This is a genomic window from Pseudomonas sp. xss_2 (genome assembly GCF_043104195.1).
GTDB classification, from domain to species: domain Bacteria; phylum Pseudomonadota; class Gammaproteobacteria; order Pseudomonadales; family Pseudomonadaceae; genus Aquipseudomonas; species Aquipseudomonas urmiensis.
Window position 1 is genome coordinate 1 of the sequence record NZ_JBICKL010000118.1, and the last position, 24,621, is coordinate 24,621.

At 62.8% G+C, this 24,621-nt stretch carries 23 protein-coding genes; 12 read left to right on the forward strand and 11 right to left on the reverse strand.

Going from position 1 to position 24,621, the window contains the following annotated elements:
- Positions 1 to 7: 7 nt before the first annotated feature.
- Positions 8 to 3,028, reverse strand: coding sequence for an FAD-binding and (Fe-S)-binding domain-containing protein (locus ACF8K2_RS26445; protein WP_392469009.1), 3,021 nt, complete (start codon positions 3,026 to 3,028; stop codon positions 8 to 10).
- Between the two features lie 151 nt (positions 3,029 to 3,179).
- Here ACF8K2_RS26445 and ACF8K2_RS26450 point away from each other — a divergent pair, with 151 nt between their 5' ends.
- Positions 3,180 to 4,064: a LysR substrate-binding domain-containing protein gene (locus tag ACF8K2_RS26450; RefSeq protein ID WP_186557410.1), complete on the forward strand. Its 885-nt coding sequence runs from the start codon at positions 3,180 to 3,182 to the stop codon at positions 4,062 to 4,064.
- Between the two features lie 195 nt (positions 4,065 to 4,259).
- On the opposite strand, the gene ACF8K2_RS26455 is transcribed toward ACF8K2_RS26450, so the two are convergent.
- The 6 genes from ACF8K2_RS26455 to ACF8K2_RS26480 all read right to left on the reverse strand — a co-directional run bounded on the left by ACF8K2_RS26455 (position 4,260) and on the right by ACF8K2_RS26480 (position 10,928).
- Positions 4,260 to 5,678, reverse strand: coding sequence for an amino acid permease (locus ACF8K2_RS26455; protein ID WP_392469013.1), 1,419 nt, complete (start codon positions 5,676 to 5,678; stop codon positions 4,260 to 4,262).
- Between the two features lie 750 nt (positions 5,679 to 6,428).
- Entirely contained in the window at positions 6,429 to 7,511 is a 1,083-nt protein-coding gene (gene rluB / locus ACF8K2_RS26460; protein WP_264235112.1) for a 23S rRNA pseudouridine(2605) synthase RluB, read from the reverse strand.
- A gap of 279 nt (positions 7,512 to 7,790) precedes the next feature.
- Entirely contained in the window at positions 7,791 to 8,579 is a 789-nt protein-coding gene (gene scpB, locus ACF8K2_RS26465; RefSeq protein WP_392469015.1) for an SMC-Scp complex subunit ScpB, read from the reverse strand.
- 21 nt (positions 8,580 to 8,600) lie between these two features.
- Entirely contained in the window at positions 8,601 to 9,299 is a 699-nt protein-coding gene (locus ACF8K2_RS26470; protein ID WP_186557432.1) for a ScpA family protein, read from the reverse strand.
- 125 nt (positions 9,300 to 9,424) lie between these two features.
- The gene (locus ACF8K2_RS26475; RefSeq protein ID WP_392469019.1) at positions 9,425 to 10,054 is read right to left on the reverse strand and encodes an L-threonylcarbamoyladenylate synthase; all 630 of its coding nucleotides are present in this window, start codon (positions 10,052 to 10,054) and stop codon (positions 9,425 to 9,427) included.
- Positions 10,055 to 10,067: 13 nt separating this feature from the next.
- Positions 10,068 to 10,928 carry a PHP domain-containing protein gene (locus tag ACF8K2_RS26480; RefSeq protein WP_392469022.1) on the reverse strand — a complete coding sequence of 287 codons (861 nt, stop codon included), beginning with the start codon at positions 10,926 to 10,928 and terminating at the stop codon, positions 10,068 to 10,070.
- A gap of 67 nt (positions 10,929 to 10,995) precedes the next feature.
- Between ACF8K2_RS26480 and ACF8K2_RS26485 the strand changes: the two genes are divergently transcribed.
- The 6 genes from ACF8K2_RS26485 to ACF8K2_RS26510 all read left to right on the forward strand — a co-directional run bounded on the left by ACF8K2_RS26485 (position 10,996) and on the right by ACF8K2_RS26510 (position 15,184).
- Positions 10,996 to 11,592 carry a septation protein A gene (locus ACF8K2_RS26485; protein WP_186557404.1) on the forward strand — a complete coding sequence of 199 codons (597 nt, stop codon included), beginning with the start codon at positions 10,996 to 10,998 and terminating at the stop codon, positions 11,590 to 11,592.
- 1 nt (position 11,593) lies between these two features.
- Positions 11,594 to 11,893: a YciI family protein gene (locus tag ACF8K2_RS26490; protein WP_392469027.1), complete on the forward strand. Its 300-nt coding sequence runs from the start codon at positions 11,594 to 11,596 to the stop codon at positions 11,891 to 11,893.
- 222 nt (positions 11,894 to 12,115) lie between these two features.
- Entirely contained in the window at positions 12,116 to 12,502 is a 387-nt protein-coding gene (locus ACF8K2_RS26495; RefSeq protein ID WP_392469030.1) for a translation initiation factor 2, read from the forward strand.
- 7 nt (positions 12,503 to 12,509) lie between these two features.
- Complete coding sequence (locus ACF8K2_RS26500) at positions 12,510 to 13,187, forward strand: response regulator transcription factor (protein ID WP_186557402.1); 678 nt, start codon at positions 12,510 to 12,512, stop codon at positions 13,185 to 13,187.
- Between the two features lie 176 nt (positions 13,188 to 13,363).
- Positions 13,364 to 13,780 carry a Spy/CpxP family protein refolding chaperone gene (locus ACF8K2_RS26505; RefSeq protein WP_312155649.1) on the forward strand — a complete coding sequence of 139 codons (417 nt, stop codon included), beginning with the start codon at positions 13,364 to 13,366 and terminating at the stop codon, positions 13,778 to 13,780.
- Between the two features lie 69 nt (positions 13,781 to 13,849).
- Positions 13,850 to 15,184: a sensor histidine kinase gene (locus tag ACF8K2_RS26510; RefSeq protein ID WP_392469033.1), complete on the forward strand. Its 1,335-nt coding sequence runs from the start codon at positions 13,850 to 13,852 to the stop codon at positions 15,182 to 15,184.
- A 31-nt stretch (positions 15,185 to 15,215) separates the two neighbouring features.
- Here the strand turns inward: ACF8K2_RS26510 and ACF8K2_RS26515 are convergent, their stop codons facing one another.
- Complete coding sequence (locus ACF8K2_RS26515; RefSeq protein WP_312153210.1) at positions 15,216 to 15,770, reverse strand: nitroreductase family protein; 555 nt, start codon at positions 15,768 to 15,770, stop codon at positions 15,216 to 15,218.
- Positions 15,771 to 15,954: 184 nt separating this feature from the next.
- Between ACF8K2_RS26515 and ACF8K2_RS26520 the strand changes: the two genes are divergently transcribed.
- Positions 15,955 to 17,409: a TrkH family potassium uptake protein gene (locus tag ACF8K2_RS26520; RefSeq protein ID WP_392469036.1), complete on the forward strand. Its 1,455-nt coding sequence runs from the start codon at positions 15,955 to 15,957 to the stop codon at positions 17,407 to 17,409.
- On the opposite strand, the gene ACF8K2_RS26525 is transcribed toward ACF8K2_RS26520, so the two are convergent.
- Entirely contained in the window at positions 17,366 to 18,421 is a 1,056-nt protein-coding gene (locus ACF8K2_RS26525; RefSeq protein ID WP_392469038.1) for an AraC family transcriptional regulator, read from the reverse strand. The genes ACF8K2_RS26520 and ACF8K2_RS26525 overlap by 44 nt on opposite strands.
- Positions 18,422 to 18,577: 156 nt before the next feature.
- On the opposite strand from ACF8K2_RS26525, the gene ACF8K2_RS26530 reads away from it, so the two are divergent.
- The gene (locus tag ACF8K2_RS26530; RefSeq protein WP_186557396.1) at positions 18,578 to 18,889 is read left to right on the forward strand and encodes a DUF962 domain-containing protein; all 312 of its coding nucleotides are present in this window, start codon (positions 18,578 to 18,580) and stop codon (positions 18,887 to 18,889) included.
- Between the two features lie 56 nt (positions 18,890 to 18,945).
- Here the strand turns inward: ACF8K2_RS26530 and ACF8K2_RS26535 are convergent, their stop codons facing one another.
- Positions 18,946 to 19,758, reverse strand: a complete 813-nt coding sequence (locus ACF8K2_RS26535; RefSeq protein WP_186557395.1) for a UDP-2,3-diacylglucosamine diphosphatase — start codon at positions 19,756 to 19,758, stop codon at positions 18,946 to 18,948.
- A gap of 151 nt (positions 19,759 to 19,909) precedes the next feature.
- Here ACF8K2_RS26535 and ACF8K2_RS26540 point away from each other — a divergent pair, with 151 nt between their 5' ends.
- Entirely contained in the window at positions 19,910 to 20,674 is a 765-nt protein-coding gene (locus tag ACF8K2_RS26540; RefSeq protein WP_392469042.1) for an AraC family transcriptional regulator, read from the forward strand.
- Positions 20,675 to 20,799: 125 nt separating this feature from the next.
- On the forward strand, positions 20,800 to 21,690 hold the full coding sequence (locus ACF8K2_RS26545; RefSeq protein WP_312153201.1) for a DMT family transporter: 891 nt from the start codon (positions 20,800 to 20,802) through the stop codon (positions 21,688 to 21,690).
- Here ACF8K2_RS26545 and ACF8K2_RS26550 read toward each other — a convergent pair whose 3' ends face one another.
- Positions 21,691 to 21,972 (reverse strand): SelT/SelW/SelH family protein, encoded by a 282-nt coding sequence (locus tag ACF8K2_RS26550; protein ID WP_186557392.1) that lies wholly within the window; start codon positions 21,970 to 21,972, stop codon positions 21,691 to 21,693. It lies immediately after the preceding gene.
- A gap of 67 nt (positions 21,973 to 22,039) precedes the next feature.
- Here ACF8K2_RS26550 and ACF8K2_RS26555 point away from each other — a divergent pair, with 67 nt between their 5' ends.
- On the forward strand, positions 22,040 to 24,226 hold the full coding sequence (locus ACF8K2_RS26555; RefSeq protein WP_186557391.1) for a patatin-like phospholipase family protein: 2,187 nt from the start codon (positions 22,040 to 22,042) through the stop codon (positions 24,224 to 24,226).
- Positions 24,227 to 24,621 lie beyond the last annotated feature (395 nt).

Below are 24,621 nucleotides of genomic sequence, written 5' to 3' on the forward strand. Positions count from 1 at the left end.
TTGAGGGTCAGCGCAGGGCGTACTGCAACACCACCTCCAGCGGATGGCGCATCTGCTTGTCGGCCATGCGCTTGACCTGGCTACGGCACGAATAGCCAGTCGCCAACGGCTCCCCTTGTTTATCCAGCTTGGTCGCCCACGACTGCTCGAAGATGGTCCGCGACGTCTGCTGATTGCGCGCCTCATGCCCATAAGTGCCGGACATCCCGCAGCAGCCGGTCGCCTCGGTCACCAGCTTCAGCCCCATGCGGGCAAACACCTGCTCCCACTGCTTGGTACTGGCCGGCACGTTGGTCTTCTCGGTGCAATGGGCCATTAACCGGAAGTGACCGGCATCCGCCACCGCCTGTTCAGGCAGCACATCGATCAACCACTCCTGCGGCAGCAGCACCTTCGGGCAATCTTCCAGGCCAGGCACCTTCTGATACTCCTGGCGATAGACCAGCGTCATCGCCGGATCCAGGCCAACCAAAGGCACGCCGCAGTCGGCCAGCGCCTTCAACTGGCTACCATTGCGGATCGCCGCCTTGGCGAACGCACCGAGAAAGCCCTGCACGTGCAGCGGCTTGCCGTTGGCGCTGTAGGGCGCCATGAACACACGATGCCCCAGACGATGGGCAAGCTCGATAAACGCGGCCAGCAGCGGCGTCTCGAAGTAACGGGTAAAGGCATCCTGGACCAGCACGATGCTGCGCTCACGCTGGGCCGGGGTCAGCTCGCGCAGCGCTGGCACGCTGGCAACACCGACCCGGCAACGGCTCAGGGTGGCCTGGAAGTTGAAACGGCTGATCAGTGGGCTGTCGACCATGCCGATCTTGTCCGCCAGCAGTTTGCTCACCCACGTCGAGCCCATCACCGCGTTGTACAGGCCCGGCGCATGGGCAAGATAGGGAATGCTGAACTCCAGCGAGCCGATCAGGTAATCGCGCAGCGGGCGCTGGTAGCGGCCGTGGTACAGCTCAAGGAAGCGCGAACGGAAGTCCGGGACATTGACCTTGATCGGGCATTGCCCTGCGCACGACTTACAGGCCAAGCAACCGGCCATGGCCTCGTACACCTCGTGGGAAAAGTCCGCTTGGCCCTGCTGCTGCGCACGGTTATTGCGCAGGCGGGTCGGCAGCCCTTTGAGCCAGGACACTTTGCTGCGCGCCGCCGCCAGCACATCGATATCCGCCGCACCTTGCAGACGCAGCCACTCCCGGATCAGCGAAGCGCGACCTTTAGGCGAATGTTGCCGTTCACGGGTGGCCTTCCACGACGGGCACATGGCGTCGTTGGGGTCATAGTTGTAGCAGGCGCCATTACCGTTGCAGTGCACAGCACTGCCAAAACTCTGCCAGACGCGCTCATCGATGGTTCGATCAAGATCACCGCGCAGGGTCACGCCATCGACCTTGGTCAGGCCTTCGGCGCTGTCCGGTGGCGTGCAGATCTTGCCTGGGTTGAGCTGGTTATACGGGTCGAACGCACCCTTCAGGCGTTGCAGCGACGGGTACAACTCGCCGAAGTAATCCGGCACGTATTCCGAACGCAGGCCCTTGCCATGCTCGCCCCACAGCAGACCGCCGTAACGCTGGGTCAGCGCCGCCACCGCATCCGAGATTGGCTTGACCAACGCCGCCTGGGCTGGGTCTTTCATGTCCAGGGCCGGACGCACGTGCAACACCCCGGCATCGACGTGGCCAAACATGCCATAGGCCAGACCATAGCTGTCGAGCAGCGCACGGAAGTCAGCGATATAGTCAGCCAGCTGCTCAGGCGGCACTGCGGTGTCTTCGACAAACGGCTGCGGCCGCACCTCGCCCTCGACGTTGCCCAGCAGGCCCACCGAGCGTTTGCGCATGGTGTAGACCCGCGTCACGGCCTCGGCCCCCTCGGCCAGGGTATGGCCCAAGCGCTCGACCCCCTTGTCACTCTGCAGATGCGCGATGAACGCCTGCACCCGCGTGTTGACCTCGCCCGGCTCGTCACCGCAGAACTCGATCAGGTTGATACCCAGGGTCGGCTGCTCAGGGTCAGCCGGGAAGTACTCGGCAACGCTGTGCCAGACGATGTCTTTCATCGCCAGCATGAGCACCTTGGAGTCGACAGTTTCGATCGACAGTGGCTTGTGCGCCATCAGCGCATTGGCGTCTCGCAGGGCATCCATGAAGCTGGTGTAGCGCACATTGACCAGCACTGCGTACTTGGGGATCGGCAGCACATTGAGCTTGGCCTCGACCACGTAGCCCAGCGAGCCCTCGGCGCCGCACAGTACGCTATTGAGGTTGAAGCGGCCCTGCTCGTCGCGCAGGTGCGCCAGGTCGTAGCCGGTCAGGCAGCGATTGAGCTTGGGGAAGGTGCTTTCGATCAGCTCGGCCTGGTTCTGCTGGATGTCGCGGGCAACCCGATAGACCTCGCCAGCACGGCCCGGCGCGGCGCAAGCCTGCTCCAGCGCCGCATCGTCGATCGGCAGGCTATGCAGGCGCTCGCCACCGAGCAACACGCTGTGCAGTTCAAGCACGTGGTCGCGGGTCTTGCCGTAGGTGCAACTGCCCTGGCCGCTGGCGTCGGTATTGATCATGCCGCCCACGGTAGCGCGGTTGGAGGTGGACAGCTCCGGGGCAAAGAACAAGCCGTGTGGCTTGAGCGCCGCATTGAGCTGATCCTTGACCACCCCGGCCTGGACGCGCACCCAGCGCTGCTCGACGTTGATCTCCAGGATCTGGTTCATATGCCGCGACAGGTCGACGACGATGCCGTCAGTCAGCGACTGGCCGTTGGTGCCGGTACCACCGCCACGCGGGGTCAGCTTGATCTGCTGGAAACGCGGCTCGCCCATCAGTGCGGCCACCTTGGCCACATCGTCGGCATCGAGCGGGAACACTGCCGCCTGCGGCAGGCGCTGATAGATCGAGTTATCGGTGGCAAGCACCGTACGGGTGGCGTAGTCGGCACTGATCTGGCCGCGGAAACCGCTGCTACGCAGGGCCTCGAGAAATTCCGGGTAGTTGACGGCAGGGGCGCTGGTCGACAGCTGGGCGATCATCGTTGGATGGCCTCTTGATATGGGCTGATTCACGGTAAACCTGTCTTCCCGGCATAGGTTACACAGCCAGGGATGACGAATATGCCAATGTTCCTGTACTTTCCAGCCAGGGGCAAACGGATATTCCTGCCGCTATTGATGAGCTTTATGAATGAATTACCGCCATCTGACCCCGTCGATGTCGCTGCTGCTGGCGTTCGAAGCCGCCGCTCGACATGAAAGCTATACCCGCGCCGCCGCCGAACTGTCGCTGACCCAGAGCGCGGTCAGCCGCCAGGTGCAGGCACTGGAGCAGCAGTTAGGCCTGACCTTGTTCCGCCGCGAAGGGCGCCAGGTGCAGTTGACCGACGTCGGGCGCCTGTACCAGCGCGAGCTCAGCGAAGCGCTCGGGCGGATCCGCAGCGCCACCTTGCAGGCACTGGCCTACCAGACAGGCGTCGGCACCTTGCGCCTGGCCACCCTGCCGACGTTCGGCTCGAAATGGCTGCTGCCGCGTCTGCATGCTTTCTACGCGGCCCATCCGGGGATGCTGGTACATATTCATTCACGCATTGAAGCGATCAACTTCGACACCAGTGAGATCGACGCCGCCATCGGCGTGGCCAGCCATGACCTGCCAGGGCTGATCTGCCATCGCCTGCATGCCGAAGAGCTGGTGGTGATCCTGCCGCAGGAGGCTGCCAGTGAGGCGCAGGGTTGGAGCCCGGCGCGCATCAGCGAACAGGTACTGCTGAATGTGGCCAACAACCCGCACGCCTGGGGCGAGTGGTTCTCCCACCATGACCTGCCACACCGAGCGATGCGCCTGGGGCCAAGCTTCGAGCTGACCTCGCACCTGATCCAGGCAGTGCGAGCGGGGATCGGCATCGGTCTGGTGCCGCGGGTTCTGGTCGAGGAAGAACTGGCCAAGGGCGAGCTGTTCAGCCCGGGCGTCGCGTTTGCCAGCCAGCGCAGTTACTACCTGATATATCCGCCGCGTAATGAGGCATTGCCGTCGTTGCGGGCATTTCGTGGCTGGCTGCTGGAGCAGATTTAAAGCCCAGCGGGCGCTATCGCGGGGCAAGCCCGCTCCCACTCAGACATGCCTGCCGTCATGCCTGGCCGTCATGCCTGGCACGCATGCTTGGCGGCCTGCGTGGGAGCGGGCTTGCCCCGCGATAGCACCCGGACAGACAACAAAAAACCCGATGCCAGTCACCTGTCATCGGGTTTCAAGTAACACGCTCAGCGCTTACTTGGCTACAGAGCTTGCCGCCCGGTTAGCCTGCGTCCCACGTCTGCCCTTGAGCATGTAGGCCACGAACATCGCGAACAACCATACCGGGATCGCATATACCGATACCTGGATCCCCGGGATCATCAGCATGATGCCCAGGATCAGCACCACGAAGGCCAGTACCACATAGTTGCCATAGGGGTACCACAGCGCCTTGAACAATGGCTTTTGCCCGGTACGGTCAAGGTGCTGACGGAATTTCAGGTGCGAGTAGCTGATCATCGCCCAGTTGATCACCAGCGCCGCTACCACCAGCGACATCAGCAGCTCCAGGGCATGCTGCGGCATGAAGTAGTTGAGCAGCACGGCAATCAGGGTGACCACTGCCGAAGCCAGAATCGAGCGCACCGGCACGCCGCGCTTGTCGATCTTGGCCAGCGCAGCAGGGGCATCGCCCTGCTCGGCCATGCCATAGAGCATCCGCGCATTGCAGTAGGTGCCGCTGTTGTACACCGACAGCGCCGCAGTCAACACCACGAAGTTCAGCAAGTGCGCAGCCACATCGCTACCGAGTAGCGAGAACACCTGCACGAACGGGCTGCTGCCATAGCTGCCACCGGAGGCATCGATGCTGGCGACCAGGCTGTCCCATGGGGTCAACGACAGCAGAATCACCAGGGCGCCGATGTAGAAGATCAGGATGCGGTAGATGACCTGGTTGATCGCCTTGGGAATCACGGTCTTCGGCTTGTCGGCCTCGGCTGCGGTGAAACCGAGCATTTCCAGGCCGCCGAAGGAGAACATGATGATCGCCAGTGCCATGACCAGGCCGCTGACACCATTGGGGAAGAAGCCGCCATGCGCCCACAGGTTGGTCACCGAGGCTTCAGGGCCGCCGCTACCGCTGGTCAGCAGGTAGGCGCCCAGGCCGATCATGCCGACGATCGCCGCGACCTTGATGATCGCGAACCAGAATTCGGCCTCGCCGAAGACTTTCACGTTCATCAGGTTGATGGCGTTGATCAACAGGAAGAACGCCGCGGCGGTGACCCAGGTGGGGATCTCCGGCCACCAGTAATGGACGTACTTGCCGACTGCCGAAAGCTCCGACATGCCGACCAGGATATACAGCACCCAGCAGTTCCAGCCCGACAGGAAGCCGGCGAAACCGCCCCAATATTTGTGCGCGAAATGGCTGAAGGAGCCGGCAACCGGCTCTTCGACGATCATCTCGCCGAGTTGGCGCATGATCATGAAAGCGATGAAGCCGCAGATGGCATAGCCAAGGATCATCGACGGACCGGCAGACTTCATCACACCGGCCGAGCCCAGGAACAATCCGGTACCGATCGCGCCACCCAGGGCGATCAGCTGGATATGGCGGTTTTTCAGGCCCCGCTTGAGCTCGCCTGACTGCATGTTTTGTCCACTCATGAACGAAGTCACCTGCTTGTTTTTATCTGTGACGGAATCGGACCCACCGCGCTCGTGGCGCAGCGGAATGGGCAAGGTGATTACCTTGGATTTTTCTTGGACTCGGGCGACACGACAGGCACTGGGCCAGGACGGTCAACCGGGAGTCAGCAAGAGTGCGCGGTACGCAAAGGGGTCACAGGTAAAACGCGGCGCATTGTATACCCCTGCAAACGCGCAGGCGTCAACGCGTTGCGTCATTTCCTGATGAAAAAACGCAGCGGTCCTGGGGCGAAGGTCTGAAAAGGCGCAGTGATCGGCGTACATGGCGCCTCCATTTGTTGTTTTGATGCCCGGCGCTCCGGCCAGGCTGTGCACACGGCATGGCGCTATATCAGCGTGCTGCGGGGGGTTGGGCAAGAGGGGGTGGGGCTGAGGGGCAGGCTCAAGCGCGTAGGACTTGGCAAGTTTTATTTACGACGAAGAGAAAGGGCAGTTGAAACGGGTAATGTCGTAAACCTTTCTTTACGAAGCGGTTCAAAATATTGCCATTTGGTGAAAAACTCTGATGAATCAGCACGTTGGAACGCACACATCGTTTGAGGGGGCTAACCCAGCCTCTGTCTAACGGACACAAAAAAGCCAGCCTTCGGGCTTAATGTTCACTTGAGATTTTGGGGCCGCTTTGCGCCCCAAAGCAGGCGACAAGGGCCTTAAGTGAACAGCATTAAGCCTTCCGGCTAGCTTTCTGAGCTACGGCTGGCGGCTTGATCAGCCGCGAGGCTTACCGCGACCGGTGCCAGCAGGCTTGCCACCCGCAGGCTTACCGCCTTCTGGCTTGCTGGTGCGCTTGCGCATATCGCTCGGACGCTCGGCAACGGTACTGCTGCTACGGCCACCCTTGCGCGCAGCACCGTCTTCACGGGCCGCCCGCGCCGGGCGCTCAGCTTGACCTTCCTGCGCCGGACGCAAAGTACGCACGCGCTCGCCACGACCCAGTGGACGGGTCGATTTGCGCTGCATACGCTCCATCTTGTCCTTGGCCTTGAGGTTCATGGTCGGCAGCGCTACCGGCTGCAGGCCCACTTCAGCGGCAAGGATGTCGATCTCGCCCTGGCTCATTTCGCGCCAGCGGCCCATCGGCAGGTCGGAGTTGAGGAACACCGGGCCGAAACGCACACGCTTCAGACGGCTGACGATCACGCCCTGGGATTCCCACAGACGACGAACCTCACGGTTACGCCCTTCCATCACCACGCAGTGGTACCAATGGTTGAAGCCTTCGCCACCAGGCGCTTTCTGGATGTCGGTGAACTTCGCCGGGCCATCTTCGAGGACCACGCCAGCCTTGAGCCGGTCGACCATCTCGTCGTCGACTTCGCCACGCACACGCACGGCGTACTCGCGGTCCATCTCGTAGGACGGGTGCATCAGGCGATTGGCCAGTTCACCATCAGTGGTGAACAGCAGCAGGCCCGTGGTGTTGATGTCCAGACGGCCGATGTTGATCCAGCGGCCTTCTTTCGGACGCGGCAGGCGGTCGAACACCGTCGGGCGCCCTTCTGGGTCGTCACGGGTGCAGATCTCGCCATCAGGCTTGTTGTACATGATCACCCGGCGGGTGGCCTCGGCAGCCTCCACGCGCTTGATCAGCTTGCCATCGACGGCAATCGCATCGTGCAGGTCGACGCGCTGGCCGAGGGTGGCGGCGACGCCGTTGACCTTGATCCGGCCTTGGCTGATCCAGGCCTCGACGTCACGCCGCGAGCCCACGCCAATACGCGCGAGAACTTTTTGCAGTTTCTCGCCGGATGGGGGGATGGCTTGGGTTTCTTGCAGGTCTTGCTCACTCATCTGGGCACCTCCCGGTGTAGGAATGAAATTGGCTATTGGCGACGAATGCGCCAAAGGGGCGCGCATCATACGCGGTTCGCAGGGCGAACGCACTGCAGAGTAGCGGGTTTTGTGCAGGGGGCTGGGGTTTGCGCTGAACGGTCGACCTGTGGTGTGTCAATTTCGGCCTCATCGCGGGGCAAGCCCGCTCCCACGCTGATGCGGCTGGTGTGGCTGCGTGGCTCGGGCTGCGTGGGAGCGGGCTTGCCCCGCGATGAGGCCAGCACTGACACTGCTAAATCAGGACTTCACCCCAGGCTCATCTTCAACCGAGGATTCTGCTTGATCGTCCGGCGACTCATCGCGCAGATCATCGAAATCAGTCTTCAACCCCTCTTCCATGGCATCCAGCTCCACCAGCAAGGTCCGGAAGCTGGTCTCTTCCCGCGGCTCACCCCCTTCGCCCAGCTCTTCATCGCCAAGACTGGCATCGGCCAGCGCCTGCAAATGCGCCGGCACTGGGGCGTCATCCGGGTCAACCAGCGGCTCCGGCTCCATCTGGCGCAGCTCGGCCAACGCCGGCAATTGATCGAGACTGTGCAAGTTGAAGTGATCGAGAAACGCCTTGGTGGTGGCAAACATCGCCGGCCGCCCGGGTACTTCGCGGTAGCCAACGATGCGAATCCACTCGCGTTCCATCAAGGTCTTGATGATATTGGTGTTGACCGCCACGCCACGCACATCTTCGATCTCGCCGCGAGTGATCGGTTGGCGATAGGCGATCAATGCCATGGTCTCGAGCAGTGCCCGCGAGTAGCGCTGTGGCCGCTCCTCCCACAGCCGCCCGACCCAGGGCGCGAAGTTTTCGCGGATTTGCAGGCGGTAGCCGCTGGCCACTTCCTTGAGTTCGAAAGCCCGGCCATTACACGACTTGGCCAGCACCTCGAGGGCTTTCTTGAACACGGCAGGCGCCGGCCGCTCGGCTTCTTCGAGCAGCTCATACAGGCGTTCAAGCGATTGCGGTTTGCCCGAGGCCAGCAGAAATGCCTCGATCAGCGACGCCAGGTCGCGCGGTTCATTCAGGTTCATGGGTCTTCAGGTCTGCTTGTTTCACTCGGTCCGGGCACGGACATGGATCGGGGCGAACGGCTCATTCTGCACCAGTTCGATGAGCGATTCCTTCACCAGTTCGAGAATCGCCATGAAGGTGACCACCACACCCAGTTTGCCTTCCTCGGCGCTGAACAGCTCGACGAAGGGCACAAAGGCGCCACCCTTGAGGCGTTCGAGCACTTCGCTCATGCGCTCGCGGGTCGACAGGGTCTCGCGGGTGATCTGGTGGCTTTCGAACAAGTCATTGCGGCGCATGACTTCGGCCATCGACAGCAGGATCTCCTCCAGGCTGACCTGCGGCAACAGCTTGCGCACCTTGGCCTGCGGGGCCTCCAGGCGTGGGATCAGCACATCGCGGCCAACCCGCGGCAGTTCGTCAATGCCCTCGGCGGCCGCCTTGAAGCGCTCGTACTCCTGCAAGCGGCGGATCAACTCGGCACGCGGGTCGCCCTCTTCTTCCTCGACCTCGGTGGAGCGCGGCAGCAGCATGCGCGACTTGATCTCGGCAAGCATCGCGGCCATCACCAGGTATTCCGCCGCCAGCTCCAGGCGCACCGACTTCATCAACTCGACGTAGGACATGTACTGGCGAGTGATCTCCGCCACCGGGATATCGAGAATGTCGATGTTCTGTTTGCGGATCAGGTACAGCAGCAGGTCGAGCGGCCCCTCGAAGGCTTCGAGGATCACTTCCAAAGCGTCTGGGGGGATGTACAAGTCAAGCGGCAGCTCGGTAACGGCCTCGCCATACACCAGCGCCAGTTGCAACTGCAGGGGGGCGTCGCTGTCGCTCGGCGGCGCTGCTACTTCGATCACCTGATTCACGCAGGAGCCAGGAATGGCGTGGGATCACCACAACCGACGCGGATCACTTCCGGCTCGTCGCCGGCCAGGTTGATCACTGTGGAAGCCTTGAGGTCGCCGAAACCGCCATCGATGATCAGGTCGACGTGGTGCTCCAACGCCTGGCGGATCTCGTAGGGGTCGGTCATCGGTTCTTCCTCGCCCGGCATGATCAGGCTGACGCTCATCAGCGGCTCGCCCAGCTCTTCAAGCAAGGCCAGCACGATGGGGTTGGAAGGCACGCGCAGGCCGATGGTGCGGCGTTTTTCATGCAGCAGCAGGCGCGGCACTTCGCGGGTGGCGTTGAGGATAAAGGTATACGGCCCTGGGATATGCGCCTTGAGCAAGCGGAAGGTGGCGGTGTCGATCTTGGCGAACAGCCCCATCTGCGACAGGTCGCAGCACAGCAGGGTGAAGTTGTGATGCTTGTCCAGTTGGCGCAGCCGGCGCACTTGCTCGACTGCGTTCTTGTCGCCGATCTGACAGCCCATCGCGTAGGCCGAATCGGTCGGGTACACCACCACCCCGCCCTTGCGAATGATTTCAACGGCCTGTTTTATCAGGCGCGCCTGCGGGTTTTCCGCATGAATCTGGAAAAATTGGCTCACGAAGTCGTCCTGTTCATATCGCCATAGGCTGTTCATGCTTGAATCGGCGCCACAGAGGTGGCAGGTCCTCGGGCAATGGCCGGTAAGCACCGATTTCGCCCCAGGTGCCAGGGCCGTGGAAATCACTGCCAACGCTTGCCAGCAGGCCGAACTCACGGGTGAGGATGGACATAGTGCCCACCTGCTCGGCCGGCATCATCCCATTGACCACTTCAAGTGCCTGCCCGCCTGCCTGAATATAGTCGGCAATCAGCCGTCTGCGCTTGCTGCGGGTCAGTTCGTAGTGCATGGGATGGGCCAGGCTCACCCAGGCATTCGACTGGCGCAGGGTCGCGACAGTTTCCTCAAGGGTTGGCCAATGCAGCTTGACGTCGCCCAGCTTGCCCGCCCCCAGCCACTTGCGAAAGGCTTCGCCACGGTCCTTGACGTGCCCGGCGCGCACCAGGTAGTCGGCAAAGTGCGGCCGCGCCGGGGCGTTGCCGCTATCGCCCAGCGCTTGCTGCACCGCACGTGCGCCTTCAAGCGTGCCCGGCATGCCCTTGGCCGCCAGACGGCGGTCGATTTCCTCGGCGCGCAGCCAACGCCCCCGATGCAGGGCCTCGATAGCCTCCAGTAGCGGCGGTGCATCGAGGGGGAAATCGTAACCCAATATGTGAATGGTCGCGCCGCCCCAGGTGCACGAAAGCTCCACCCCGCTGACCCAATGCATACCCTTGGCAAGGCAGGCCTGGCGGGCTTCGGCCAGCCCTTCAAGGGTGTCGTGGTCGGTCAGGGCCAATGTCTGCACACCGTGCTCGTGCGCGCGGGCGACCAATACCGAGGGCGCCAGGGCGCCATCGGAGGCGGTGCTGTGACAGTGCAGATCAACATTCATGGAGGAGCGCTACCGCTGGAATCGATGTTTGATATTATGCCGTCACATCCCGCTTCTGGCTGCCATTGTGAAACAATTCATCGATTTCATCCCGCTGCTGCTGTTCTTCATCGTCTACAAGCTCGACCCGCGCCCACTGGAATTCGCTGGCCACAGCTTCGAACTGGGCGGTATCTACAGTGCCACGGCGGTATTGATCGCAAGCTCGCTGGTGGTCTACGGCGCCCTGTTCATCCGTCAACGCAAGCTGGAAAAAGGCCAGTGGCTGACTTTGGTCGCCTGCCTGGTGTTCGGCGGCCTGACCCTGGCGTTTCACAGCGAGACCTTCCTCAAATGGAAGGCACCGGTGGTCAACTGGCTGTTCGCCCTGGCCTTCGCCGGTAGCCACATCATCGGCGACCGGGTGTTGATCAAGCGCATCATGGGCCACGCGCTGAGCTTGCCCGATGCCATCTGGACGCGGTTGAACCTGGCCTGGATCGGCTTCTTCCTGATCTGCGGCGCGGCCAACCTGTTCGTCGCCTTCACCTTCCAGGACTTCTGGGTCGACTTCAAAGTGTTCGGCAGCCTGGGCATGACGGTGTTGTTCCTGGTCGCCCAAGGTGTTTACCTGTCGCGCCACCTGCACGACAGCGACCCTACCACCCCCAAGACCGAGGATTGACATGCTCTACGCCATCATCGCCAGCGACGTCGCCAACTCCCTGGAAAAACGCCTGGCCGCCCGTCCTGCGCACATCGAGCGCCTGCAGCAACTCAAGGCCGAAGGCCGCGTGGTGCTGGCCGGCCCGCACCCGGCCATCGACAGCAACGACCCGGGCGAAGCAGGTTTCAGCGGCAGCCTGATCGTTGCCGAGTTCGACTCGCTAAGCGCCGCGCAAGCCTGGGCCGATACTGACCCGTACATTGCCGCAGGTGTGTACGACAAAGTGGTTGTGAAGCCGTTCAAGCAAGTCCTGCCTTGATCTGACACCGCGTTGCACGTTTCGCGGGCAAGCCCGCTCCCACAGGGTTTGTGCATACCTCGTTCATGGGCTTGACCCAGCGCTTTGTGAGAGCCTGCGATTGGGCTGCTAAGCAGCCCCAATTACCGGCCCTGGGTCTTACTGACTGGCGTTGGCCCCCACCCTCATTAATTCCGACCAGCGGCCGACAACCTCCTGAATCGATATCAATCAGGAGTTCCAATGCGCCAAGGTCCGTTGTTCCTGCTGCTTTGCTTGCTGTTGCTGAGCCCATTGGCCAGTGCCGAACAAACCCTGTCGCTGGAAGCCGGTGCCCGGATCACCGAGCTGCAACAGCGCCTTGAAGAGAGTGAAAAGCAGCGTGCAGCCCTCACCGAGCAATTGCACAACGCCGACAGTGAGCGAGAAAGCGCCCAGCTCACACGCCTGCGCCAGGACAACCAGCGCCTGAAGCTGTCGATCAAGCAAATGCAGGCCGATACCACGCAATCGCCACTGAGCGATCAACAATTATGGTTCCTGATTGGCTCAGGCGTTGCACTGTTCTCGGTACTCTGCGGTATCTTTGCCAGCGGCGGACACAGAAGACGCCGTCAATGGTTGAATTGAGTGAGTCATGAGCGAGCTGTTACTGATTGATGATGACCAGGAACTCTGCGAGCTGCTCGGCAGCTGGCTGACCCAGGAAGGTTTTGAAGTGCGTGCCTGCCACGATGGCATGAGCGCGCGCCAAGCCCTGGCTGCCCACGCCCCGGCAGCCGTGGTGCTGGATGTAATGCTGCCCGACGGCAGTGGTCTGGAGCTGCTCAAGCAGTTGCGCAGCGAGCATGCTGAACTGCCGGTGCTGATGCTCTCCGCGCGCGGCGAGCCGCTGGACCGGATTCTTGGCCTTGAACTGGGCGCCGACGATTACCTGGCCAAACCGTGCGACCCGCGTGAGCTTACCGCCCGCCTGCGCGCGGTGCTGCGCCGCAGCCACCCCGCCGCGACCACCACCCAAGTCGAAATTGGCGACCTGGCGTTCAGCCCGGCCCGCGGCGTGGTCAGCATCGAGGGCCGCGAGATGACCCTGACCCTTTCGGAAAGCCGCATCCTTGAAGCCCTGCTGCGCCAACCTGGCGAGCCGCTGGATAAACAGGAACTGGCGCAGATCGCCCTGGGCCGCAAGCTGACCCTATACGACCGCAGCCTGGACATGCATGTCAGCAACCTGCGCAAGAAGGTTGGGCCACACCCCGATGGCCGCCCGCGCATCGTCGCCCTGCGCAGCCGCGGCTACTACTACAGCCTCTGAGCAGCGACCAGCCGCAAGCGACAAGAGCATGCAATCGGTGTGTTCTTGACGCTTGAAGCTTACAACTTGCAGCCAAGGTCTTTACCCAGCCTTTACCCTCACCTGACCGCTCTTGACCTTGATCTCCCTAAACTGGGCTCATCCGGTAAACACCGGCCCATGAAAGGAGAGACACCATGCGCAAGACCCTTATCGCCCTGATGTTCGCTGCCGCCCTGCCGACCGTTGCCATGGCCATGCCTGAAGGCGGCCCGCGCCACGACGGCCCGCATCATCGCGGTGACGCGCCTTTCGCCCAACTGGATTTGTCCCGCGACCAGCGCCAGCAGATCGGCAAGCTGATGGGCGAGCAGATGAAACAACGCCGCGATATCACCGAGCGCTACATCGCCAAGCTGCCGGCCGCCGAGCAAAAGGCCATGAAGGACGAGATCAAGGCCAGCCGTGACAAGGCCGATGGCCAAGTGCGTGCCCTGCTCAAGCCTGAGCAGCAGAAGAAGTTCGACGAACTGAAGAAGGAGCGCGAAGCGCGCAAGGCTGAATGGAAGGAGTTCCAAGCCTGGAAAGCTGAAAAAGCCGGCAAGGCCCAGTAAGCTGACCGCCCCATGCCCGGCCCGCTCTTGAGCGGGCCGGGCTTTTCCCGCTTGTAGGAGGTGCGTGTCTTGCGTTCACTGTTCTGGCGCATCCTGGCCAGTTTCTGGCTCGCCATCACCCTGGTCGCCGGCCTGTCGATCCTGCTCGGCCATATGCTCAACCAGGACAACTGGATACTCAGCCGCCACCCGGGCCTGAACACCCTGGCCAGCCGCTGGGCCCAGCATTACGAGCAAGAGGGCATCGGCTCGGCCCAGCGCTTCCTGGAACGACGCAAGCAACGCTTCAAGGTCGATGTGCAGGTGCTCAACGATGCCGGCGATGCCGTGGTGCCCGGCACCTTCCCGCGTCGCGCGGCCGACTTCGAGGCCCGCCAGCACAATGACCAACGCCGCCTGCCATGGCGCCGGCTGACCGAGGAATACACCAGCCCGACCACTGGCGAGACTTACTTGCTGATCTATCGCATTCCCCATCCCGAGCTCGACGCCTGGCACCGCGAGAGCCTGCTGTGGCCGCTCAGTGCGCTGGGGATTGCCCTGGTCGTGCTGACCCTGTTCAGCCTGTTGGTAACGCTGTCGATCACTCGCCCGCTCAGCCGTTTGCGCGGCGCGGTGCACGACCTCGGCCAGACCAGCTACCAGCAGAACAGCCTGGCCCGCCTGGCGGCGCGGCGTGACGAATTTGGCGTGCTGGCCAACGACTTCAACAAGATGGGGGCGCGCTTGCAAAGCCTGATCGGCAGTCAGCGCCAGCTGTTGCGCGATGTCTCCCACGAACTGCGCTCGCCGCTGGCGCGCCTGCGTATCGCCCTGGCCCTGGCCGAACGTGCCGAGCCCGAGCAGCGCCAGGCGCTGTGGCCGCGCTTGACCCGTGAGTGCGATCGGCTGGAAGACTTGATCAGTGAAATCCTCGCCCTGGCGCGCGTCGACGCCGAGCAGGCGCTGGCCGAGCCAGTCGACCTCAATGCGCTGCTAGGCAGTGTGCGCAAGGATGCCCAGCTCAGCGCCCCGGATCAGGAGATTCGCCTGGAGGCGGCGCCAGGGCTGACCTTGCAAGGCTGGCCGACGCTGGTCGAGCGTGCCGTCGACAATCTGGTGCGCAATGCACTGCGCTTCAATCCGGCAGGGCAACCTATCGAGATCAGTGCCGGCGTTGATCAGGACCGAGTACTGGTGACTGTGCGCGATCATGGCAAGGGCGTGGCGCCGGAGTACCTCGGCCAGCTGGGCGAGCCGTTCTTCCGCGCACCGGGGCAGGAAGCGGCGGGGCATGGCCTGGGCCTGGCGATCGCCCGGCGGGCGGCGGAGCGCCATGGCGGCAGTTTGAGCCTGGGCAATCATCCGCAGGGGGGATTTGTTGCGCGCTTGGAGTTTCCGGTGACGGCGGTGGTGGGCAGTTGAGCTTAGGGGCCGCGCTGCGGCCCCAAAGCACTTATTCCCAGGCGCTAACGAACTCGGCAGTGGCCAAAATCGGCGCCGTACGCGGCTCATTAACCGGAGTCCCCACATACAGATAACCAATCAATTCCTCATTGGCCTGCAACCCCAACCCCTGATGCACATGGGCATCGAACGCCATGTCCCCGGTCCTCCACACCGCGCCAATGCCCTGGGCATGGGCAGCGATTAAAATCCCGTGCGCGGCGCACCCCGCCGCCAGCCGCTGCTCGGACTTGGGCACCTTGAAGTGATCCTGCAACCGGGCAATCACCACGATCAGCAGCGGCGCACGCAGCGGCATGGCGCGGGCTTTGTCCAGTGCAGCCTGGCTTGCGTCGCCTTTTTTCGCTACAGCGCCTGCAAACAGCTCACCGAGCTTTTCCCGCGCCTGACCCTCTATGGTCAGGAAGCGCCAGGGGCGCAGCTGACCGTGATCCGGGGCGCGCAACGCTGCCTGGAACAGCGCCTCGCGTTGAGCCGCATTGGGTGCAGGGTCAGTCAGGCGAGGTACGGATACACGGTTGAGCAATGCGTCGAGAGCCTCCATCGGCTACCCTCCTGGCAGATAAAATGTGTGCCCATTCTCAAGTTGCCGGCCGCAAGCTGCAAGCGCCAAGCAATCTCGGACGCATGCCGAGCCCCTGTTTCTTGCAGCTAGGCGCTAGAAGCTTGCAGCTCGCCGACCCACAGGTAGAATGGCGCCCTTTCCGTTGCGAGTCAGAGCAGATCACATGGCGTTGCCGACCTTAAGGATCATTGGTTTCATCATCGGCATCTTCCTGATCACCCTGGCGGTCAGCATGGTCGTTCCCATGACCACCCTGGTGATCTTCGAACGCACCGGCGACATGCCGTCGTTCCTCTGGTCGAGCCTGATCACCTTTATCGCGGGCCTGGCTTTGGTCGTTCCCGGCCGCCCCGAACACGTGCACCTACGCCCGCGCGACATGTACCTGCTGACGGTCAGCAGCTGGCTGGTAGTGTGCGTGTTCGCCGCCCTGCCGTTCCTGCTGACCCAGCACATCAGCTACACCGACGCCTTCTTCGAAAGCATGTCGGGCATCACCGCCACCGGCGCCACGGTGCTCAGCGGGCTGGATAACATGTCTCCGGGGATCCTGATGTGGCGCTCGATGCTGCACTGGCTCGGCGGCATCGGCTTCATCGCCATGGCGGTGGCGATCCTGCCGCTGCTGCGCATCGGTGGCATGCGCCTGTTCCAGACCGAATCCTCGGACCGCTCCGAGAAAGTCATGCCGCGCTCGCACATGGTCGCCAAGTCGATCGTGCTGGTGTACATCGGCATTACTTTCATCGGCAGCCTGGCCTTCTGGTGGGCGGGAATGAAGCCGTTCGATGCGGTCAACCATGCCATGTCGGCGATTTCCACCGGCGGCTTCTCCACCTCCGACCAATCGCTGGCCAAGTGGGACATCCCCGCCGTGCACTGGGTCGCGGTGGTGGTGATGATCCTCGGCAGCGTGCCGTTCACCCTGTACGTGGCCACCCTGCGCGGCAACCGCCGTGCGCTGATCAGGGATCAACAGGTGCAAGGCCTGCTCGGCCTGTTGGTGGCCACCTGGCTGGTGCTGGGCACCTGGTATTGGGCCACCACCGATCTGCACTGGTTGGATGCCTTGCGCCACGTCGCACTGAACGTCACCTCGGTGGTCACCACTACCGGCTTCGCCCTGGGTGACTACAGCCTGTGGGGCAACTTCTCGCTGATGCTGTTCTTCTACCTCGGGTTCATTGGGGGCTGCTCGGGCTCCACCGCAGGCGGGATCAAGATCTTCCGCTTCCAGGTCGCCTACATCCTGCTCAAGGCCAGCCTTAACCAATTGATCCACCCACGCGCGGTGATCAAGCAGAAGTACAACGGCCACCGGCTCGACGAAGAGATCGTGCGCTCGATTCTGACTTTCTCGTTCTTCTTCGCCATCACCATCTGCGTCATCGCCCTGCTGCTGTCGCTGCTCGGCGTGGACTGGATGACCGCGCTGACCGGCGCCGCCGGTACTGTCTCGGGGGTCGGCCCAGGCCTTGGCGAGGTGATCGGCCCGGCGGGTAACTACGCGACCCTGCCGGATGCTGCCAAGTGGATCCTGGCCGGCGGCATGCTGCTCGGCCGGCTGGAGATCATTACGGTGCTGGTGCTGTGTATGCCGGCGTTCTGGCGTCACTGAGCGGCTCGCCACCCAGCCGCGAGCGATATTCGCTGGGCGTGGCATCGAACCAGCGGCGAAACGCCCGGTAGAAGTTGCTGGGGTCGGCGAAGCCCAGCAGGTAGGCGGTTTCCAGCAAGGTCATGCCCGGCTGGGCCAAGTACTGCTCGGCCAGCTCCCGACGGGTATCGTCGAGCAGGGTCTGGAAGCTGGTCCCCTCCACCTGCAACCGGCGCTGCAAGGTACGCTGCGACAGGTGCAGGGCCTGGGCCACGGTTTCCCGCTTGGGCTCGCCCTGCGGCAGGATGCGGCACAACACCTGGCGCACCCGATGGGTTACCCGGCTTTCGGAGAAACGCGCCAGGTATTCACCGGCAAATCGGTCATGCAGAATCGCCATCGCCTCGTTGGCGGTGGGTAGCGGCGCCTCCATGTCGGCGCGTTCGAACACCAGCGCATCATGCGGTGCGTCAAACACCAGGGGCGAATGGAAAGCCACTTTGTAAGGTTCGACGTTTTTCGGCTGCGGCCCCTGGATCAGCACCCGGCGCGGCTGGATCGGCCGCCCGCTGAGCCAGGTACACAACGACAACGCGCATGCCAGCGACGCCTCGGCGCTATGCCGGGTCGGCGGCAAATGGTCGCCATGCACGGTCAGCACCAGCGCGTAGCCTTCAGGCCCGAGACGAAAACTCAGGTCGGAGCTCTCGGCAATGATCCGTTGATAACGCACCAGGCGCTCGAAGCCCTCGGCCAAGGTGCGGCTGGACATCAGCGCATAGCCCACGACATGAAACGACGCCGGGCGCACCACCCTGGCCATGTTCAGGCCGATCGCCTCGTTGCCCGACAGCTCTACTGCCAGCTGCCACAGCCGGGTCATCGAATCCTGCGGGAAGCGCGCATCGGGGTCATCGAGGGCCGCGAAGTCCAGCCCTAGCTGTTTGAACATGGCACGGCAATCGAGCCCTTCCAGCTCGAGTGCCTTGACGATCCCTGATGCCCAGCTCGCTGACGTGGTTCTTTCGCTCATGACAGGCTTCTTGTGCTGACCGCTCCTGCGGTGAATGCCAAGGATACTCAAATGGCGCTTATTGTCACTGGCCCGCTGTGCTAATCACTCTAGACTCGATTCAGGCTCCACGCCGTGTATCCTTCATAAATGACAGGCAGCTCCGGGAGCACAGCCATGAACCGCACAGCGCAGTTTCGTAGTTTTGCCGAGTTCTATCCCTACTATCTCGGGGAGCACAGCAATCCCACCTGCCGACGCTTGCATTTCGTTGGCACCAGCCTGGTGATTGCCCTGTTGGCTTATACCATTGCCAGTGGCAAGTGGCTGTTGCTATTGGTCGTGCCGTTTGCCGGCTATGGGTTTGCCTGGGTTGGGCACTTTTTCTTCGAGAAAAACCGGCCGGCTACGTTCAAGCACCCTTGGTATAGCCTGATCGGGGATTTTGCGATGTTTCGAGATATCTTGCGGGGCAAGGTCAGCCTGTAGGGTTTGCCGCGTCTGTTCGGTTTTGGGGCCGCTGTACGACCCCAAAAGCCCACGTCCTAGGCGGACTCGTGCAACGCCGCCAAACGCTCACTTTCCCGCGCCTGGGCCTCAGCCAGCCGATACAACTCGATGCTGCCATCCCAATGCTCGATCAACGCGGTGCATGATTCCACCCAATCCCCACAATTGAGGTACTCAACCTCGCCCACCTGACGAATCTCGGCGTGGTGGATGTGCCCGCACACCACCCCATGAAACCCGCGCCGGGTGCATTCGTGGGCGATGGCATCCTCAAAATCGCTGATGAAGTTCACCGCCCCTTTGACCTTGTGCTTGAGATAGGCCGACAACGACCAATAGCCGTACCCATAACGGGCACGCCAGTGGTTGAGCCAGCGATTGAGCACCAGGGTGAACTCATAGGCGCGGTCCCCGAGAAACGCCAGCCAGCGGTGATAGCGGGTAATCACGTCGAACTGGTCGCCATGGATCACCAGCAAGCGCCGACCATCGGCGGTCAGGTGCTCGGCCTCGTCGACCAACTGGATATTGCCCAGGATCAGCTTGGAATAGCGGCGCAGGAACTCGTCGTGATTGCCGGTGACATAAATCACCTCGGTGCCGCGCTTGCTCATGGTCAGCAGACGGCGAATGACGTTGGTGTGTGCCTGCGGCCAATAGATGCCACCGCGTAGCTTCCAGCCATCGATGATGTCGCCAACCAGGTAGATGCGGTCAGCCTGAAAGCCCTTGAGAAACTGCGACAAGTGCTCAGCCTGGCAATCACGCGTGCCCAGGTGCACGTCGGAAATCCACAGGGTGCGCACGCGCTGCTTGCGTGACGGGCGGGCGAGTTCGGCGTGGGTCATGGGCAGGCTCCGGCGCTGTTTGCTGGAGACTGGCAGTTGCAAGTGACAGGTTGGTGGCAGCGCCGTGACGACTGATCGCAGGGCGATGGAGCGCACAACCGCAGCCAGCAACGATGTGTACAATGCCCCTCTGCCCCGCGAGGAAGCCCCTATGAGCGCCGGCCCCATCCTTTCCCTGCGCCACTACCGCGATGACCTGATCGCCCACAGTCACGACCACCCTCAGTTGGTGTTCGGCCTGCATGGGCGCCTGGATTTTGAAGTGCAAGGCCACGGTGCGCGGGTCGATCGCCAGCAACTGATGGTGGTCCCGGCCGGAACTCATCACACCTGTGGCAGCGCAGCCGGTAGCCACTGCCTGGTGCTGGACGTCCCCGGCGAACATTGGCTGCGCGAGCAGCTGGGCGAGCACGCCGAGGCCAGCCGTCGCCTGCTTGATCGTCCCGGGGCTGTGGGCCTGGACAGTCACCAGCAGCAACTGGTCGATTGGCTGGCGACAAGCCCGGTGGATGATCCGCTGATTGCCCGCCAGGGCGCGAGCCTGTTGCTTGCCAGCCTCAATGCTCAAGCCAGACCCCACCAGGCTGACCGGCGCCTGCCCTATTCGGCCTTCGATGCGCACATCGAGCGCTACGCCGCCTACCCGCTGCAGGTGGCCGATCTGGCGCGGCTGGCCGGGTTATCCAGTGCTCGCCTGCATGCACGCTTTGCTGACGAGTGTGGCGTAACGCCGATGGACTATATCCGCCAGCGCCGCTTGCTCAAGGCTCGACAACTGCTCAAGCAGACCTGCCTGCCGATTGGCGAGGTTGCCACGCAGGTCGGCTACAGTTCGCAGAGCGCCTTTGCGGCGGCGGTGCTGCGCGCCTTCGGGCGCTCACCGATGGCGCTACGACGCGAGTCTGGCGACAACTGACGCGAGTTGGGCGACAGACAGCGGCGGCGCTAGGCCGTACAGTTGCCGTATCGCGCTTTTGGGTCCGCTGCGCGGCCCTTCGCAGCGGACCCAAAGCAGGCAACAGAATTTATCAAGGGACACCCATGAACCACCGCACCGCCCTCGGCGCCCTGCACATCGGCGCGCTGTTCTTCGGCCTGACCGGCGTGTTCGGCAAACTCGCCGCCAGCGCCAGCCCCACCATCATCGTATTCGGCCGCGCTGCCTTCGCCGTGCTTGCCCTGGGCTTGTTCGCCAGCCTCGCCCGCCAAGCCTGGCAGCCGCTCCAAGCAGCAGACCTACGCCGCCTGCTACTGGGCGGGGTGCTGCTGGCCGGGCATTGGGTGAGCTTTTTCGTCGCAGTGAAAGTGGGTGGCGTGGCCATCGCCACCCTGGGCTTTGCCAGTTTCCCAGCGTTCACGGTAATCCTCGAAGGCCTGTTGTTCCGCGAACGCATCCGTCGTAACGAGGCAATCTTGGTGGTGCTGGTCAGCATTGGCCTGATCCTGGTCACCCCCGAATTCGACCTGGCCAGCGAAGCCACCAGCGGGCTGCTCTGGGCACTGCTTTCAGGCCTGCTGTTCTCGCTGCTATCGCTGATCAACCGCGCCGGCTCCGGGCGCCTGCCCGCGGTACAGGCAGCGCTGTGGCAGAACCTGGTGGTGGGCCTGTGCCTGTTGCCATTTGCAGCGCCAGGCCTTAGCGGCGTGACGCCGATGGACTGGCTATGGATTGCCCTGCTCGGCATCTTCTGCACCGGCATCGCACACAGCCTGTTCGTCGCCGCCCTGGCAGTGATCAAGGCGCGCACGGCTGCGGTCGTGTTCGGCATGGAGCCGGTATATGGCATCGCCGTGGCCTGGGTGGTGTTCGCCGAAACGCCCACCTTGCGCATGCTCGCCGGCGGCGCACTGATCATCTTTGCCATCGTCTTGTCCAGCCGTTTGGCCGCCGAGCAGCCAGCCAAGCAACGGCCTGTGGCAGAGGGCGCCTGATCAGCGATCGTTGTGGCCCAGGTCGCGCTGCGGGTCGATCTGGTCGCGCAGGCGCTGCTTGAGCACCTTGGCCTCGGGGAAGCCACCATCAGCCTTGCGTTCCCAGATCTGCACGCCATCGCAGGTGATGCGAAAGATCCCGCCGGTGCCCGGCTCCAGGGCGACGCGGCCGAGATCGTCGGAGAAGGTGCTGAGCAGCTCCTGGGCCAGCCAGGCTGCGCGCAGCAGCCACTGGCATTGCGTGCAATAGGTGATGACAATTTCCGGCTTGGTGTTGGACATGATCAAGCAACTCCTGGTAGGTGGCCGCTTATACTAGCGACCTTTCTTCCTGGTTTTGAGACTCACGATGCGCCGCTTGCTGTTCTGCTTGTTGCTGACGCTTACCACCTTTGGCGCGCTTGCCACCGAACACGCTCGGCCCAAAGTCGGCCTGGTATTGTCCGGCGGTGCTGCCCGGGGCCTGGCGCACATTGGCGTGCTCAAGGCGCTTGAAGAACAAGGCGTGCGCATCGACGCCATTGCCGGCACCAGTATGGGCGCGGTGGTCGGCGGCCTGTATGCCTCAGGCTACAGCGTCGAAGAGCTGGAAAAGCTCGCCACCACCCTCGACTGGCAGCAGGCGCTGTCCGATGCCCCGCCACGCAAGGACGTGCCGTTTCGGCGCAAGCAGGATGACCGCGATTTCCTGGTCAAGCAAAAGCTCAGTTTTCGCGACGACGGCAGCCTCGGCTTACCACTGGGTGTGATCCAAGGGCAGAACCTCGCCTTGCTTTTGGAAAGCAAACTGGCCCACACCGCCGACACCCGCGACTTCGACAAGCTGCCGATCCCCTTCCGCGCCGTGGCCACCGACATCGCCAGCGGTGAAAAAGTGGTGTTCCGCCGCGGCCACCTGCCCCAGGTGATCCGCGCCAGTATGTCGATCCCGGCGGTGTTCGCCCCGGTCGAAGTCGACGGCCGATTACTGGTGGACGGTGGCATGGTCGACAACATTCCGCTGGATGTCGCCCGCGAAATGGGCGTAGACCTGGCCATCGTGGTCGATATCGGCACCCCGTTGCGCGACCGCAAGCAACTGAACACGGTGGTCGATGTGCTCAACCAGTCGATCACCCTGATGACCCGGCGTAACTCCGAAGAGCAGCTGGCCAGCCTGCGCAGCGAAGACGTGCTCATCCAACCGCCGTTGGCCGCCTTTGGCGTCACCGATTTTGGCCGTACCAAAGAGATGATCGAAGCCGGCTACCGCGCTACCCGTGCACTCGACGCGCGCCTTGCCGTCCTGCGCCAGAGCGAAGGTGATGCGGGGCTGGCGGTAGCCCGCTCACCGCGCCAGCGCACCCCGGTTATCACTGCAATCAAGGTCGAGAACGACTCCAAGGTCAGCGACGACGTGATCCGCTATTACATCCGCCAGCCCATCGGCGAGCCGCTGGAGCTGGAGCGCCTGCAAACCGACATGGGCACGTTGTATGGCCTGGACTACTTCGACGGCGTGCAATACCGCGTGGTGCACAAGGGCGACAACAACACCCTGGTAATCAACGCCCGCGGCAAGCGTGGCGGCACCGACTACCTGCGCTTGGGCCTGAACCTGTCGGACGACATGCGCGGCGACAGCGCCTTCAACCTGGGCGCCAGCTACCGAGTCAACGGCATCAACCGCCTGGGTGCGGAGTGGCTCACTCGTGCCCAGATCGGCGATCAGCAGGAGCTGTATAGCGAGTTCTACCAACCCCTGGACGTCGGCTCGCGCTACTTCATCGCGCCCTACCTGGACCTGGGGTCGCAAAACATCGAAGCCACCCTGGACAATGACCCGATCGCCGAGTATCGCCTGGAGCGCTATGGCTTCGGCCTCAACCTGGGTCGCCAGATCGGCACCTACGGTGAAGTACGCGCGGGGGTGGGCAAGGCCTGGGGTGAGGCCGAGGTACGCATCGGCGACCAGGACCTGCCCAAGGTCAGTTTCAACGAGGGTTTCTATGAGCTGAAGTACTCGTTCGACACCTTGGACAACGTCTACTTCCCGCACAGCGGTGAGGATATCGGCCTGACCTTGCGCAAGTACGACGCTTCGCTGGACTCCGACACCGATTACCGGCAATGGGAAGTGAATGTCGACAAGGCGTTCAGCAGCGGGCCGAATACCTGGGTACTGGGGGGGCGTTACGGGCGCACCCTGGATGAGACCGAGGTGGTGACGTCGAGCTTCGTACTGGGTGGGGCGCGGCAGTTGTCAGGGTTCCGCCAGGATTCGGTGTCGGGGCAGAACGTGAGCCTGATGCGGATGGTGTATTACCGGCGCTTGACGCCGCGGGCGTACTTGCCATTGGACTTCCCGCTGTACATCGGTGGGTCGTTGGAGCGTGGGCGGGCTTGGAACAACGATAACGAATTCGACAGTGGCTATATCAATGCGGCGAGTATCTTCCTGGGGCTGGAGACGCCGTTGGGGCCTTTGAATTTGAGTTATGGGGCCAATAGTGAGCATCAGAAGGCGGTGTATCTGAATTTGGGGCACACGTTCTGATTTTTGGGGTTGGGTTTGGGTTTGGGCTTGGGCTTGGGCTTGGGCTTGGGCTTGGGCTTGGGCTTGGGCTTTTAGAGTTTTGAGCATATCCATTGGCGAAGGTGGCGCTGAGTCACCTTTCCGCCCTTACGGCGGGTCACTTTTTGGCAAACGCCCCAAAAAGTAACCAAAAAAGGCTGCGCTCCACCATCCGGCCCTACGCTGCGCTCCGGGTTCCCTCGCTTCGGTGCCTTCCGGGCCCGCGCGGCCTACGATTTGCTGCGCAAATCTACATCTCGCGCCTTCGGCTGCGCCGAAGGGTGCTGCGCACCTGGCCCTCCAGACACCTACGCTCGGCCTCCTGAAGTCGCGAAGTTAGTGGCGGCGCCTGGGCTGGCGTTATCTGGCGATAGTGG

Excerpts from the sequence above, each read along its gene's own strand:
- ACF8K2_RS26535 (WP_186557395.1), bottom strand. The coding sequence starts at position 19,758 with ATGACCCACGCCGAACTCGCCCGCCCGTCACGCAAGCAGCGCGTGCGC.
- ACF8K2_RS26545 (WP_312153201.1), top strand. The coding sequence starts at position 20,800 with ATGAACCACCGCACCGCCCTCGGCGCCCTGCACATCGGCGCGCTGTTC.
- ACF8K2_RS26530 (WP_186557396.1), top strand. The coding sequence starts at position 18,578 with ATGAACCGCACAGCGCAGTTTCGTAGTTTTGCCGAGTTCTATCCCTAC.
- ACF8K2_RS26505 (WP_312155649.1), top strand. The coding sequence starts at position 13,364 with ATGCGCAAGACCCTTATCGCCCTGATGTTCGCTGCCGCCCTGCCGACC.
- ACF8K2_RS26455 (WP_392469013.1), bottom strand. The coding sequence starts at position 5,678 with ATGAGTGGACAAAACATGCAGTCAGGCGAGCTCAAGCGGGGCCTGAAA.
- ACF8K2_RS26515 (WP_312153210.1), bottom strand. The coding sequence starts at position 15,770 with ATGGAGGCTCTCGACGCATTGCTCAACCGTGTATCCGTACCTCGCCTG.
- ACF8K2_RS26550 (WP_186557392.1), bottom strand. The coding sequence starts at position 21,972 with ATGTCCAACACCAAGCCGGAAATTGTCATCACCTATTGCACGCAATGC.
- ACF8K2_RS26480 (WP_392469022.1), bottom strand. The coding sequence starts at position 10,928 with ATGAATGTTGATCTGCACTGTCACAGCACCGCCTCCGATGGCGCCCTG.
- scpB (WP_392469015.1), bottom strand. The coding sequence starts at position 8,579 with ATGAACCTGAATGAACCGCGCGACCTGGCGTCGCTGATCGAGGCATTT.
- ACF8K2_RS26500 (WP_186557402.1), top strand. The coding sequence starts at position 12,510 with ATGAGCGAGCTGTTACTGATTGATGATGACCAGGAACTCTGCGAGCTG.
- rluB (WP_264235112.1), bottom strand. The coding sequence starts at position 7,511 with ATGAGTGAGCAAGACCTGCAAGAAACCCAAGCCATCCCCCCATCCGGC.
- ACF8K2_RS26525 (WP_392469038.1), bottom strand. The coding sequence starts at position 18,421 with ATGAGCGAAAGAACCACGTCAGCGAGCTGGGCATCAGGGATCGTCAAG.
- ACF8K2_RS26450 (WP_186557410.1), top strand. The coding sequence starts at position 3,180 with ATGAATTACCGCCATCTGACCCCGTCGATGTCGCTGCTGCTGGCGTTC.
- ACF8K2_RS26495 (WP_392469030.1), top strand. The coding sequence starts at position 12,116 with ATGCGCCAAGGTCCGTTGTTCCTGCTGCTTTGCTTGCTGTTGCTGAGC.
- ACF8K2_RS26445 (WP_392469009.1), bottom strand. The coding sequence starts at position 3,028 with ATGATCGCCCAGCTGTCGACCAGCGCCCCTGCCGTCAACTACCCGGAA.
- ACF8K2_RS26490 (WP_392469027.1), top strand. The coding sequence starts at position 11,594 with ATGCTCTACGCCATCATCGCCAGCGACGTCGCCAACTCCCTGGAAAAA.
- ACF8K2_RS26540 (WP_392469042.1), top strand. The coding sequence starts at position 19,910 with ATGAGCGCCGGCCCCATCCTTTCCCTGCGCCACTACCGCGATGACCTG.
- ACF8K2_RS26520 (WP_392469036.1), top strand. The coding sequence starts at position 15,955 with ATGGCGTTGCCGACCTTAAGGATCATTGGTTTCATCATCGGCATCTTC.
- ACF8K2_RS26555 (WP_186557391.1), top strand. The coding sequence starts at position 22,040 with ATGCGCCGCTTGCTGTTCTGCTTGTTGCTGACGCTTACCACCTTTGGC.